This is a genomic window from Bacillus sp. FSL R9-9497 (assembly GCF_038005805.1).
GTDB classification, from domain to species: Bacteria; Bacillota; Bacilli; order Bacillales; family Bacillaceae_G; genus Bacillus_A; species Bacillus_A cereus.
The window spans coordinates 1,861,173-1,875,285 of sequence record NZ_JBBOTY010000001.1 but is presented as its reverse complement, the minus strand read 5'-3'; the positions used below and the strand labels follow the sequence as shown (position 1 = coordinate 1,875,285).

Genomic DNA, 14,113 nt, shown 5'->3' with positions numbered 1-14,113 from the left:
AATGTAACATTCGTTTTATTCTTTTTGTTTTCCTTCTTTTCAAATATTTCTCAACATCATTTACTACCTCTATAATACTTCTTTATTTTCCCTATGATTTGTAGGAAGTAACAACCCGAGTCGTTCAACTAATAACCAAAATAAGAGGACCAATTAATGGTCCTCTTACAGTCTTTTAAAAGAATGATATGTAATTTGAAAAATAATATAAATTAAGACTAAACCTCACTCTTGTTTAAAAACTTTTCTATTTCTTTTACTAAATATTCCGCTCCCTCTATACCAACTGTAATATTTCCATTTGCTAATGTAATATTCTGCCCTGAAACATCACCTGTGATTTGGCAAGCATTGTAAGGTTGATATTTTTGTAAAATGATTTTATCTGCTTCTACAAAAATTTCAAGCGGTGATTTGATTTGTATTCCCAATACATCGCGTAATTCTTTAGGGATAACAATTCGTCCTAATTCGTCTACTTTTCGAATAACTCCTGTTGCTTTCATATTTCTCCCCCCTTACTCTCTATTAATTTTTTCACCTCGCTTTTTCCATTTTATCACTTTTTGACAATACTTGCCTCTTTTTAGAAAATTTTGTACTCGAGTTAAAAAAACACATTTAATGCATACGTAATCTCTCTTTCAATTGTTTTACATAACGGGATCTTATAAGTAAGAAGTATACAACTTGAATACCTATGAAAATACTTAATACAACTGTATTTTCTTTAAACAATGAGTACTCAAACATTTGCCCTAACGCCGTTAAGGCTACTGCTCCATGTAATGTTGCAACACCAATTGGAACGAAGAATAAAAGGGCCAATCGAATTGTAACTACCTTCGATAATTCCCTACTTGTCAATCCAACTTTACGAATCATTTCGAACAAGCGAACATCATCCTCCAAATCGGAGAATAAACGGAAGTAAAGGAAACTTCCTGCGCAAACGAAAAATACTATACCAATAAAGAAACCTACAAATAAAATCGGTCCTGCAATTTGTAAACTTTGGTTTTGCTCGTACTCTTCCGCACTAAACGTTGAATATTCTTGATACGGTTTAATTTGATGCGTAAGCTCTTTACCAATTTCAATCTCATCTTTCGTTCTTTCAGTTTTATACATATAATCTTTTGTCTCTATAAACCCATCTTGTAATGAATCATATTGACTATTAGAGATTACATAAACATTTCCTCTTAATATTTTCCCCAATGAAGATGAAGTAACTTTTTTCACTTTTAAATTTTCATTCATATTAGGTAAAGTAATTTCTTTTCTTTCTTTCATCGTTGGCCCTGGTATATTAGCTGACAAAAATACAACTTCTTTATTTGCTACAGTATTAAATGGTTCTTCTGTTAACTTTGCATATTTCTTATAGTCTGATTCTTTTATAAAAATGGCGCTTCTTAACGACTGTTCCTCCGTTTTCTTTGTCGAAATATTAGTTTTTGAAGCTGCTATACTATGTTTCTTTAATCCTTTGTCAATCATTTGTATATGCTGTGATTCGTTACTATTCCCTTGCTTAGAATGGTAATGAAACGAAATCGGTCTCTCCATTATCCCTTTCGTCATGGATGCGAAGCCAACTAATGTCCCTATTGCGGAAAATGCTACAGTAGAAATAATGGTTACAATAAAGAACATTCTTGCGTTATCTCTCATGCGATACGCTAAATCTGATAACGTAATAATATTAGTCTGTGTCCAATAGAAACGTTTACTTTTTTTACATAATCGAATAATAAAGACACTCAGCTGCTTGTACAACAAATACGTCCCAATAATAACTACCGTTGTAACAGGAATCATCATAATAAATACCATTGCTCCATGTGATAGAAGAGCTCCTACATAGCCAGCACTAAGCAATACTACTGCTAATATGGAAGAAATGATTGATGCTTTCGGTTCCGGTTTCGCCTCTGCCGATCCTCTAAACAACTTCATAATCTTATTTTTACGAATCATTCCTGCACTAAACAATGATATGATCATAAATAAAATAAAAAACATAATACTCGTTACAACAATTGCTTTCATCGGTATGTAATAGGATAAGGAGATATCTAGTTTCAATATCATCGGAGCGAAAAATAGTAATACCCCTGAAAATAACATACCTGAAAGAATACCAAAAATAATTGCCCCTATTCCAATCATAATATTTTCAAAAAAGATTAGACGCTTTAATTGATATTTCGTCATACCTAACATCATTAAAATCCCTAGTTCACGCTTTCTCGTTTTTAAAAACATTCCCATCGAATATAAAATAAAGAAGAATGTAAATAAGTAAATAATAGACTGTGCAAAAGACATACTTACGAATACGTACTGACCTAATTCTCCTGCACTTAATGCCGGATGAAACGCAAAAAATGAATACACAAAAAAGGCCATAATTGCAAATGCACTACTCAAAAAATAGGCTGAGTATGTCCGTCTATTTCGGGTTACATTCCGATATGCTAGTTCTCTAATGTTCATATTACTTCTCCGCCCTTCTACTATCTATGTTTTTATATTAGTAAAGTGCGGAAATACCTTCCATCGATTCAAATGACAAAAACCTTACATTTTTGAAAGGTTTAAAAAAATTGCTTATACGTAGTACTTTATTTATAATGACTACATTCATATTCATACACACATCCTATTGTATATTCGTTAATTTTGCGAAATAATAAAGGATAGAAGTATGTACCATTATACATATAAACTTAATTACCGCTTTAATATGAATAGGAGGAAACATAATGACATTACAAGAACAGATTATGAAAGCATTACATGTTCAGCCTGTAATTGATCCAAAAATTGAAATTCGTAAACGAGTTGATTTCTTAAAGGATTATGTAAAAAAAACAGGTGCAAAAGGATTTGTACTTGGTATTAGCGGCGGACAAGACTCTACATTAGCAGGACGCTTAGCACAACTTGCAGTTGAAGAAATTCGTAACGAAGGTGGTAATGCAACGTTTATCGCCGTGCGTCTTCCTTATAAAGTACAAAAAGATGAAGATGATGCACAATTAGCATTACAATTCATTCAAGCAGATCAATCTGTTGCATTTGATATTGCTTCAACTGTTGATGCTTTTTCAAATCAATATGAAAACTTATTGGGTGAATCATTAACAGATTTCAATAAAGGTAACGTGAAAGCACGTATCCGTATGGTTACTCAATATGCAATTGGTGGACAAAAAGGGCTACTTGTTATCGGAACAGATCACGCTGCAGAAGCTGTAACAGGGTTCTTTACAAAATTCGGAGATGGTGGTGCAGATTTATTACCATTAACGGGATTAACGAAGCGTCAAGGACGTGCATTATTACAAGAGTTAGGTGCAGACGAGCGACTGTACTTAAAAATGCCAACAGCTGATTTATTAGATGAAAAACCAGGTCAAGCTGATGAAACAGAGTTAGGTATTACTTATGATCAATTAGATGATTATTTAGAAGGTAAAGCAGTTCCAGCTGACGTTGCAGAGAAAATTGAAAAACGTTACACAGTGAGTGAGCATAAAAGACAAGTACCAGCGTCAATGTTTGATGATTGGTGGAAATAAATGAAACATAAAAAAGAAGCTAATCTTCATTTAGCTTCTTTTTTATATGTTAACGATATACCCCTACTCTTTTCTCCAATAAATCTTGCAGGCAATCTTCATGTTGTTTACAAAATAACGGTGGCATGTCGTCTAACGGGAAAAACTTCAAATCCAACGTTTCATCACCATCTACTTTTTTGTCACCTCCAACTATTGAGAATGAAAAGAACATCACAATTGACTGGGCCTTGTCTCCATTTGGATATGATTGAAAATATTTTGTATACACTCCAATAAGCTCATTTATTTCTACATCATACCCGGTTTCTTCTTTTATTTCTCGGATTGCAGTTTCCGCAGCTGATTCTCCTATCTCCATTGCACCACCTGGAAATCCCCAAGCGTTAAAGTCTCCTCTTTTTTGCAGTAATACTTCTCCTTCTTTATTAAATACACAACCACCGGCAAAGTTTAAGAAAACATAATCATGTCCTACTTTTTCACGTAATTCTTTTATATAATTGGCCATTCTCTTTCCCCTTTTCATACCTCTTCTATCGCTATTTCTTATCTTTTTCAAGCAATTCAATGATTCGATCTAGCTTCTGGTTCATATTAATCACGTGGTGTTTCTTTGCAGCACTGCTTTGTAATACTCTTCTAATAAACAAAGTAAATGATATGAAAAACAAAACGATAAGTCCGATTACTAAACAAGTATATATCAATGTAAAAATATTACTTTCGAACAAGTTCATTCAGCATTCACATCCTCTCCTTTTTATTTTATCACATAATTCCCAAAATTTTAAAGTGATCGATAAATATAAAAAGAGCATCTTTTACAGATGCTCTTTCTCATTGCTTAATACGTAAATGTAATTGTCGCTAATGAATAACCCGCCAATGCACTATAAGGCGCTACTTGATAAGACACACGCTTTGCACCTTTTGGCCAATTTATTTCATTTAATACTTTCTTTATATCTTGCATCGTCCCATCCATGGACTGCTTATATCGCACTTCTACTTTTTCTGGTTTAGCTGCAAACTTTTGCTGCAACTTTTGCTTAAATTCATTATAATTTTCTGCTCCGTATTCTGCAGATAAGTATTGTAAATTTGTTTCTTTTAACATCTGCTCATATACGACAGTTTTTGAGCTACCAGCTTTTATTTTATTTGTTAATTCACCAAAATAACTTGTAGTTGCCGCTGGATATTTGCTACGATCCCATTCATGATCTTTACTTAACTGTTCGTCAGACATATTAAAATATGAGTAAGTTGCACGCCCTGCTTTATCTGGTACTGGATCATCAAATGTAGTATCTAGGTGATACCATTTGTTTTCAATGTTCACTAAATTCCACGCGTGAGCTTGTCCGTTTCCTGTGCCTGTTACAATATGATTTTGAATACCTGCCTCTTTTAACAACTCATACGTCAATAATGTATATCCTTGGCAAACGGCAGAACGATTCGCTAATGCTTCATATGCTGTATACGCTTGATAAGACGTATCATAAGACACATGCTTAACAACGTAATCGTGAATAGCTTTTACTTTCTCATGCTCATCCATCCCTGGTTTTACAATTGATCCAACAATTGATTTCGCCTGAGCTTTTACATATTGAGTTTGTTCTTTTGATTCACGGTATTTTACTTGCAGTGTAAACGTATAGTCCCCTGGCATTCCTTTAATGGAATATCTAGTAGACGCTACATTATATTTTACATACTCATCAGCATCTACAATTTTATTAAACTCACCATACAATTGATCCATAATATTTCTAGCATTTCTATCTTTTGTTTTATATGTGATTGTAATATTTTCTTCTCGATTATCAATCTGTTTTTTTAATTCTTTTCTGAAATCATCTAATAACTTTACATCTGATTGTGCTGTCACTGTAGTCGGATTTGTAGCTGCATAAGATACAGATGACGCTTGTAAGCCTCCCATTACTATAGTTGAACAAAGTGCGGCAGCTGTCACATACTTACTTGTCTTTCCCATCTTGTCACTCCTTATATTCTATAACTATACGAAAAAGTATCGTATAGTTTCAGAGTATACAATACTTTTTCGTATAGGTCATATGAGATTATGCATATTAACTAATTCACATAAAAAGGTTGTTCTTTTAAAAAGAACAACCTTTTTTCATTAGCATGTTTGTAATACGCAGCATGTATTTTCAAAACGTTGATTTTTCAAATCTTCATTACTAATACAGAAATATAGCATCCCTAGTTCTCCCCAAACCATATTACAATTTTTATGATCTGAATCAATTTGGAATAAAAGAGTCATTTGCTGCGGGTCTACTCCCATATATTCTCCCGTCTCATATAACACTTCTTCTTGTACAGAGAATGGCTCACCAAACATTTGATGGTTATCGTAGTTATCCGGAATTAGCTCTTCAAGTAATTGCAAGAAACGATCTGAATCAGCCTCATCTTCAATGAAAAGTTCTGGTAATTTGTATGTCAGTTCAAAAGTAATTGCACACTGGTTATATTTCGCTTGTACTTCATTTCCTCTTCGTAATTGCTCTACAGGAACATCATAATAAAGTACACGCCCAGCCTCTGTTAGCTTCACATTTTCTTCAAAATAATTTTCAATGCAAAAGAAATACAGCATCCCCGTCTTAGGAAGATTGTGATCCATACCAACGTTTTGTAAATCACTTAAGTTAAATTGCGCGATAAATTGTAGTGGATTTCCTTTATGCTTTGGATATTCGAATAAAGCTGGTAAATCAGGAACTCCTCCCATTTTCGAACTACCTATCGCAACAGTTTCCTGCTGCTTTGGCACAACTTTTATACAAGGAAATACAGTATTAATAAGTTCCTCTTTCAAGTGTGTTAGTTCATATTTATCAATTAATACTTCAATTTTTTTATTCATAAATTCTCCTTACATTTACATACTTATTTATATCATAGTACAAAGATTATACTTCATTCTTTACAAAATCAACAAGCCTTCAAAAACGGGCTTATCCTTCGTACGCGAACAAGTTTAAAAAAGCATACTATACATTGTTCCTACAAACACGATAGTTCTTTAGTTCTTCCAGTACATTTTCCCCTCGTTCATTTTTATTTTTAATATAAGGAGGAATTCCACATGGGTTACGGATATAGTTGCGGCGGTTACGGTTACGGCGGTAGCTGTGGTGGTTGTGGTTACGGAGGTTTCGCTTTATTAATCGTTTTATTCATCCTTCTAATCATCATCGGAGCTAGCTGTTGGGGCGGCTTTGTAGGCTGCTAGTAAACTTAAAAACCATTGTAAAAAAGCACGTACAATACGTGCTTTTTTGCCATTTCCAAATCTTTTATTTGAAAGGAAGTATGTTTAATGAAGATTGATGGTGTTTTTGAAGGAGGCGGTGTGCGCGGTATTGCGCATGTTGGGGCAATTTGCGCGTTAGCCGAAAAAGGTTATGAATGGGAACGTGTAGCTGGAACATCAGCTGGTGCAATTATCGCGGCACTTTTAGCTGCAGGATATTCTTGTTCAGAGCTAAAAACCATTATAACTGATATCGATTATAACAAATTTACGAAGAAAACATTTATTGACAAAATCCCCTTTATCGGAAAAGGACTAAGTGCATGGACTACTCTAGGTATATACTCTAATGTATTTATAGAAGAATGGATTGAAGAATTACTTCGAAAAAAAGGTGTTCATTTATTTACTGATTTACCGGATCTAAACAAACTCAAAATCATCGCTTCTGATATTAGTAATGGTAAAATGGTTGTCTTTCCTGACGACTTACCAAACTACGGATTTTTAAATTATCGCTTCTCTATCGCTAAAGCGGTAAGAATGAGTAGTACAATCCCCTTCTTCTTTGAACCCGTAAAATGGAGAACTCCAAAATGGAAGCAGCCTTGTTATATGGTTGACGGAGGAATTCTAAGTAATTATCCAATTTGGATCTTCGATTCACCTACCGCTCCTCGCTGGCCGACTTTCGGATTTCATTTTGTAAAAGATGAGATTCAAGCTGACCCTGCTCACTATAACGAGCCTATTTCCATGTTCAAAGGACTATTTAAAACAATGATGCAAGCTCATGATTTACGTCATTTAGATAAGGAATCAAAAGCAAGAACGATTACAATTCCAACAGGAACGATTACAAGTACTAATTTTGAACTGACGAAGGAAGAAAAAGACTGGCTTTACAATTCTGGTTATAACTCTGCTAATAAATTTTTACAAGCTTGGAACTTTAGGCAATATATTGATGAGTATAGAAAAGGAAATCAAGACCGAAAGACAAATCGATTTTTTCGTCAACTTGACTCATAATATTATTACTTTGCGTATAAATACGAGAACGTTTAACAACTTAATAGTAAATAAGCCTAGTAAATTCTTATATTACTAGACTTATTTACTTCCTATATAATCTCATACATTGTTTAAGGATACGTTAAGCCTTCGGCTTCTTCTGCAGTTATAACTATGTAACGATTTCCCGTTCTTAATCCTAACAGTTCTGCTTTTTCAATCGCCTCTTGCTTCGTCTCCGCATAAGCAGCTAAATATTTTTCTCCATTGATCATTTGGCAAATTACATATTGTTTCATTACTTTCTCCTCTTACTTTTTCATTAGTTGTGCAAGTTTTTTTATACCTATTTCAATTTCTTCTAACGTTGCGTATGAATACGATAGGCGCAAAAATTGATTTGCACTTCTATCATATAAAGTACCTGGGTTTAATAAAACCTTTTCTTGCAGAGCTTTATCAAATAAACTGCGATATGAAATGGGTACTTTTATATGTACCCATATATAAAACCCGCCTGTTGGTTCATGCCAAGTTGCTATTTCACGAAGATATTTATCTAACATTAGTAACATAAAATCTCTTCGTTTTTTCAATTCACTTCTTACAAATCGCAAATGCTCATCATATAGACCATTTGTAAACCACTCTGCTGCAATTTGCTGGGATATAGTGCTTGAACCATAATCTGTTTGCATCTTTATGTCTGACAATCTTTGAATTACTGGCTCAGGTCCAACAATCCATCCAATTCTTAAACCTGGACTAATTACTTTGGACATGCTTCCAATATGTAGTACGATTCCATTTTTATCATAGGCTTTTAAAGGTTTCGAACAAGGTGCATCAAACCATAAGTCTTGATACACTGCGTCCTCTATAATAGGTAATCCAATTTCATTACATATTTCCATCACTTCTATTCGTTTCTTCGCATTCATACTAAAGTTCGTTGGATTATGAAAAGACGGGATTGTATATAAAATAGAGGCATTAAATTGCTTCTTATATTTTGTAATATATGATGCATTTAAACCGTTCTCATCCATTGGTATTCCAATGAAACGCATTCCTGCGGATTGAAAAACATTAAGCGAATATAAATAGGATGGTTTTTCTAATAAGATGGATGCGCCTTTTGGAAGAAGCCCCATAGAGATAAGTTGCAGCGCTTGAATTGCTCCTGAAACAATTAATATAGAGTCAGGAGATACATATACACCATGCCCCTTTAAGTATTCGGAAATCTTTTCCCTTAAATAAAAATTTCCTTTTGGCTCTTCATACCCAAGCGTCACATTTGACTTTAAAAGCTTATTCATAATTTCTTTCATCTTTTTCTCAGGTAAGAGACTCGGCGCGAGCTCACCTGTTCCTAATCGAATTACATGTGGATAAAATTCAGCTTGATTAATCTCCTGAATAGCTGGGAGATTCGGATAATGAAGTCCTGTTTCTACATAAGACTGCCAATTAGGCGGGGGTGCGTAAGTTGAAACATTCTCATTATTATTTACAACAATTGTTCCTTTCCTGCCATTCCCTTCAATGTATCCCTTTGCAACTAGTTCATCGAAAGCCATTACAATTGTGCTTCGATTCACACCAAATGTATGGGCCAAATCTCTTTGTGAAGGTAATTTCGTTCCAACGGTCCATTCTCCATTAACGATCTTTTCTTTTATATACGTTTCTATTTGTTTATACAGCGGCGTCGCTAGAGACATATCCGGTTTCCAAACGAATCTTTCCATCATATCACCTTATATTCTTTTTGGTTGGTAACCTCCCCAACCATATGGATGGATACAAATTTTCATTTCTTCTATACAATATACACTATCATAATGAATTAAAATAGGAGGTAATATGATGAGTGAAGCAATTATTCATGGTATCATTCTTGCATTTGGACTTATCATTCCATTAGGTGTACAAAATGTTTTTGTCTTTAACCAAGGTGCGAGCCAACCAAACATTTGGAGGGCAGCCCCTGTAGTATTAACTGCCTCTATATGTGATACGTTACTCATATTGATTGCAGTGCAAGGTGTCTCCCTTGTACTCCTTACTTTTTCTTGGCTAACTAACTCATTATATATAATTGGATTTTTCTTTCTCCTATACATGGGCTTTGTTATTTGGAGAAGTAATCCTTCCAACGATGTAAAACAAGAAAAAAGTATGCCCTTAAAAAAGCAAATCCTTTTCGCAGCATCAGTTTCGTTATTAAATCCACATGCTATTTTAGACACAATCGGTGTAATTGGAACAAATTCTATTCAATACATAGGAAGTGAAAAATGGGCTTTCACACTTGCAACTATTATCGTTTCTTGGATTTGGTTTATAAGCTTAGCTTTAGCGGGGAAATTTCTAAAAAGACTAGACTCAACCGGAAAGACAATTTTATTATTAAATAAATTTTCTGGCCTCATCATATGGGGTGTCGCACTTTATATGTTAAAACAAGTTATTTATTCTTAATGAACGAAAGAGAATTGCATGTTTCTCAAAACATCATGCAATTCTCTTACAAATTATGAAGTAGGTTCCGGTTTCTGTTTTACCACCTTTGCATCCTTTGCTGGTTTAATCCAAATGATTGCTATGACAGCACCAATGGCAGCGAAAATACTTGTCAAATAAAACACTTCATGGTCCGCCCCTTTCATGAAAAAAGAATATAAAGGTGGTCCAGCTGCTACACCGATAAATCGCATTGAACTGTAAAATGACGTAACCGTTCCCCTTTGCTCCTTTTCAATTCCTTGTGTAATGAGGGCATCTAAACATGGGAGTGCCATACCAATCCCTATCCCCATAATAACGAGACAAAGAAGTAGTAAATAAATCCCTTTTATAAATAAAGGAATGATGACTGATGCAGCTGCCATTAAAAAACCAATATAAATACACTTCTTCATAACATTTTGATTATCTCCAATTTTTTTACCGGCCATATATGAACTAAGTGACAGTACAAGTAACGGAATAGCAAGCACACACCCTTTCCATATACCATGAATGTCATACTTTGATTCCAGTATAGTCGACAAATAAAAGAGAATTCCGAATAAAATAAGCATAATAATTGCACCTAATGCAAAAATGGCAATTAACCATCTTCCTTTTTCTCGAAACGTAGACAGAATAGATTTTATAAACTCTTTAAGTGGTGGGACTTCTCCTTCTTGTTTCTTTGCCTTTACTAGAACAAGTAATAAAACAATTGATACTACGCATAAAATTGGAATCGCCCAAAATGGTAAGAACCATACAACGGCAGCAAGAGCAGACCCTAAAATAGGGCTCAGTACTTTCCCAAATGTATTGGATGTTTCTATGATTCCTAAACCTGTACTAACTTGTTTTTCGTCTTTGTATAAATCACCAACACACGGTATAACAACTGGCATTGCACCAGCAGCACCAATACCTTGAATCGCTCTACCAATCAATATCCAATTGTAGGGATTATCAACTTTCCAAGATACCCAACCAGTTATCGCTCCTCCTATAGCTGCAATCAGCAAACTCGGAACCATTACCATCTTTCGTCCCCATCTATCTGATAAATAACCAGCAATCGGTATAAGTAGAATAGCTACGATAGAGTAAATTGTAATAATCATGGATACTTGAAACGATGAAATATGTAATTTCTTTTCAATAGTCGGCAGAATTGGGATGAGCATTGAATTCCCTAATGTCATAACAAGTGGAACTGATGCAAGCGCAATTAAACAACAGTTTTCTTTTTTTAACATGTTGGCTTCGAAACCTTTCATCATATATTTCTTACCATATAATAGCCCCGCTGGAACGTAACTTTTCATTCCACCAGGGCTATTACATCTTTACTACTTCCCATTCACAACAAAAGAAATTGGGGAAATTATAGTATTATTCCTATTCTTTGAATCCAGTTCACAATATATCCATACCAATTAATTGAAAAAAAAAGAAAGGAAGAATCCTTCCTTTCTCCTATAACCTTCTACAATTAGCGAGTATATCCGCCACCAAGTTGTTGTTCTGCCATCGCTACAAGGCGTTTTGTAATTTCACCGCCTACAGAACCGTTTGCACGTGAAGAAGTATCAGCGCCAAGTTGTACACCAAACTCTTGTGCAATTTCATATTTCATTTGATCTAAAGCTGCTTGTGCTCCATGTGATGCTAATTGATTAGAATTACGATTTCTAGCCATTACCAATCACCTCCTTATTTATATATAAATTGTGTTAAATTCAAATTAAAATACATGGAAATTTTTGGTTATTTTTTACCATAAAAAAAGAGCCTCTAAAACGAGACTCTCACATCATTTCACATTACGAAGTTACTACTTCTAATTTTCTATTTATTAATACTTTCATTTCTTCTTTTAATATCTCTTTTGCATTATGTCCAAACCATTCTAAGGAAGCAAAAAGATCCGTACCTCTCACTTCCTGAATAATCTCATCATAATTTACAATACCTTCAAATAACGGAACCATACCAATACGACTTCCTGCTGCAGCATATACATTATTAGGTTCAAACACATGCAAATAATCCGCTGAAGATATATTCTTAAAATGGTAATGTAGTGTCCACGGCTTTAATCGATGGAAACTGTCTATTGGATCTGCGCCAGACTCCCATATATGAAGAAAATCAAGATTTATTTTTAAATTCGGATGATTTACTTCTTCTAATAGTTCTATAGTAGAAGGCAATGTGTCCGTTAGTGTATTGGGATGTGTTTCTAACAGCACATACATATTGTGCTGAGCAAACACATCACAAATCTTACGTATTCGCTTCACATACTCTTTTCTCTCTTGTTCCGAGAAGTCCTTGCTCCCTTTTTGCCCAGCAAACGTGCGAATTTTATTCGTATTAAACCAATTAGCTAGTACTACAAGTTGTTCACTTTTCTCTATCGTTTTTTCAAAATCTGCTGATAATGATATATCTAAGTAATCACTTATCATCGTAATTTCTAAGTTTTTATCCTTTAGAAAAGTCAATTCTCGTTCTGTCGTTTCGCGTTCTTGTATATACAAATTTTGTGCATGAGTCCCCCACAATTCAATTCCTTCAAAACCGTTTTCATATGCAAATTGAACAATATCAGTAAATGAAATTAATTGATGACGAAATGAAATGGTACATAGCGAATATTTCATAGCATTAAACTCCCCTATCTTAAATTCAGTTAGCTTATTAAAAAGTTGCGACAGACTGATTTGTTTTCATACCTTTCCATGATAGAAACTGTCTCTCTAATTCCTTCTTAATTTGCAGTTCAATTGCATTCATTTCATCCAGTTTTTCAATAATCGATACTAGCATACCTTTATTATTCGTCATTGCCATTTTAATTGCACGATACTGTACATTTGTAAATCCTTGTACAATATCCTCTACCCGATCACACCAATAATCAAATTCTTGCTCCGAATATTGCAACGTTTCACGGAAGTATGCAAAGGCATGCTCATAACTATATTTACGAATTGCAAGTACTGGTATTTGTTTTACTGCTGCTACAAGTCCAGAAAGCGCATATCCTTCTTCCTCATTTGCCATTTTTACAATTAAATTTTTCAGCTCCATAGTCAGTTCATTGTCGTTCTTTTTGAATGTTTCTGTGAAATAACTAGCTACTGTTTCTTGCGTTGGCTCCCCAATTCCTTCTATATCAATGAAATACCCTCCACCAAATGGGTTATCTTGAATAGAGTGAAGTACTTTTTCTCTTTCCATATTTCCTTCCCAACGAAAATCAGGATCTAGCATGAACCACTCTTCTTCTTTCTCTGTTTTTGATATCATTAAATAATGTGGAAACGGTTTTTGATGAAATTTATTTTCCCTCTCTGGTAATAGAGACATATCAACCATTACAATGACATAACGATTTTCCGGCTTGTTTTCTACTAATTCTAAAAACGTTTCTACATTGCTATCTTTATCTTTTGCATGATCATACCATTCGTTTACTTTAATACCGTACAATTTTTCAAACCAAAGTAAATAATGATCATGGTTAATGTTTTCAGAGTGATATGAAATAATTCCGCCTTCTGTTATATCAAAATCTCCATCCCATAGTCCAAAATAAAATGGACGAAAATCAATGTCGCTACGCCTTTTTATAATTTCACAAAAACAACTCACTAAACAGTGCACTTTAATTGAAGTCATACTCTCA

Annotated in this window: 16 protein-coding genes; 4 read left to right on the top strand and 12 right to left on the bottom strand. The window is 34.2% G+C overall.

All coding sequences use genetic code 11. From position 1 onward, the window contains the following. Positions 1-218: 218 nt before the first annotated feature. Positions 219-506, bottom strand: a complete 288-nt coding sequence (locus MKY21_RS09715) for an AbrB/MazE/SpoVT family DNA-binding domain-containing protein (protein ID WP_000648325.1) — start codon at positions 504-506, stop codon at positions 219-221. Positions 507-621: 115 nt separating this feature from the next. After that, positions 622-2,502 carry an ABC transporter permease gene (locus tag MKY21_RS09710; protein ID WP_137074238.1) on the bottom strand — a complete coding sequence of 627 codons (1,881 nt, stop codon included), beginning with the start codon at positions 2,500-2,502 and terminating at the stop codon, positions 622-624. A 269-nt stretch (positions 2,503-2,771) separates the two neighbouring features. Here MKY21_RS09710 and nadE point away from each other — a divergent pair, with 269 nt between their 5' ends. Further along, positions 2,772-3,590: an ammonia-dependent NAD(+) synthetase gene (gene nadE / locus MKY21_RS09705; RefSeq protein ID WP_000174891.1), complete on the top strand. Its 819-nt coding sequence runs from the start codon at positions 2,772-2,774 to the stop codon at positions 3,588-3,590. 49 nt (positions 3,591-3,639) lie between these two features. Here the strand turns inward: nadE and MKY21_RS09700 are convergent, their stop codons facing one another. The 4 genes from MKY21_RS09700 to MKY21_RS09685 all read right to left on the bottom strand — a co-directional run bounded on the left by MKY21_RS09700 (position 3,640) and on the right by MKY21_RS09685 (position 6,501). Further along, complete coding sequence (locus tag MKY21_RS09700) at positions 3,640-4,101, bottom strand: NUDIX hydrolase (protein ID WP_000024999.1); 462 nt, start codon at positions 4,099-4,101, stop codon at positions 3,640-3,642. A 31-nt stretch (positions 4,102-4,132) separates the two neighbouring features. Continuing rightward, entirely contained in the window at positions 4,133-4,330 is a 198-nt protein-coding gene (locus MKY21_RS09695; RefSeq protein WP_001048102.1) for a DUF4083 domain-containing protein, read from the bottom strand. Between the two features lie 107 nt (positions 4,331-4,437). Next, positions 4,438-5,598, bottom strand: coding sequence for a transglutaminase domain-containing protein (locus MKY21_RS09690; protein ID WP_000520857.1), 1,161 nt, complete (start codon positions 5,596-5,598; stop codon positions 4,438-4,440). Positions 5,599-5,748: 150 nt separating this feature from the next. Beyond that, positions 5,749-6,501, bottom strand: a complete 753-nt coding sequence (locus MKY21_RS09685; protein WP_001034836.1) for a YwqG family protein — start codon at positions 6,499-6,501, stop codon at positions 5,749-5,751. Positions 6,502-6,723: 222 nt separating this feature from the next. Here MKY21_RS09685 and MKY21_RS09680 point away from each other — a divergent pair, with 222 nt between their 5' ends. Then, entirely contained in the window at positions 6,724-6,870 is a 147-nt protein-coding gene (locus MKY21_RS09680; RefSeq protein ID WP_000540425.1) for a YjcZ family sporulation protein, read from the top strand. Positions 6,871-6,957: 87 nt separating this feature from the next. Beyond that, complete coding sequence (locus MKY21_RS09675) at positions 6,958-7,923, top strand: patatin-like phospholipase family protein (RefSeq protein ID WP_000686789.1); 966 nt, start codon at positions 6,958-6,960, stop codon at positions 7,921-7,923. Between the two features lie 113 nt (positions 7,924-8,036). Here MKY21_RS09675 and MKY21_RS09670 read toward each other — a convergent pair whose 3' ends face one another. Both MKY21_RS09670 and MKY21_RS09665 read right to left on the bottom strand, forming a co-directional pair. Further along, on the bottom strand, positions 8,037-8,204 hold the full coding sequence (locus MKY21_RS09670; RefSeq protein ID WP_000816389.1) for a DUF3933 family protein: 168 nt from the start codon (positions 8,202-8,204) through the stop codon (positions 8,037-8,039). 12 nt (positions 8,205-8,216) lie between these two features. Then, a complete protein-coding gene (locus MKY21_RS09665; RefSeq protein WP_000439397.1) occupies positions 8,217-9,659 on the bottom strand; it encodes an aminotransferase-like domain-containing protein in 1,443 nt (480 codons plus the stop codon). A 118-nt stretch (positions 9,660-9,777) separates the two neighbouring features. On the opposite strand from MKY21_RS09665, the gene MKY21_RS09660 reads away from it, so the two are divergent. Continuing rightward, a complete protein-coding gene (locus MKY21_RS09660; RefSeq protein ID WP_001287303.1) occupies positions 9,778-10,392 on the top strand; it encodes a LysE/ArgO family amino acid transporter in 615 nt (204 codons plus the stop codon). A 53-nt stretch (positions 10,393-10,445) separates the two neighbouring features. Here MKY21_RS09660 and MKY21_RS09655 read toward each other — a convergent pair whose 3' ends face one another. The 4 genes from MKY21_RS09655 to MKY21_RS09640 form a co-directional block, all read right to left on the bottom strand. Further along, entirely contained in the window at positions 10,446-11,675 is a 1,230-nt protein-coding gene (locus MKY21_RS09655) for an MFS transporter (RefSeq protein ID WP_044795802.1), read from the bottom strand. Positions 11,676-11,911: 236 nt separating this feature from the next. Further along, positions 11,912-12,118, bottom strand: a complete 207-nt coding sequence (locus tag MKY21_RS09650; RefSeq protein ID WP_000113545.1) for an alpha/beta-type small acid-soluble spore protein — start codon at positions 12,116-12,118, stop codon at positions 11,912-11,914. A gap of 124 nt (positions 12,119-12,242) precedes the next feature. Then, a complete protein-coding gene (locus MKY21_RS09645; protein ID WP_000877670.1) occupies positions 12,243-13,085 on the bottom strand; it encodes a sugar phosphate isomerase/epimerase family protein in 843 nt (280 codons plus the stop codon). Positions 13,086-13,122: 37 nt separating this feature from the next. Further along, a complete protein-coding gene (locus MKY21_RS09640; protein ID WP_000200704.1) occupies positions 13,123-14,106 on the bottom strand; it encodes a DUF6005 family protein in 984 nt (327 codons plus the stop codon). Between the last annotated feature and the right edge of the window lie 7 nt (positions 14,107-14,113).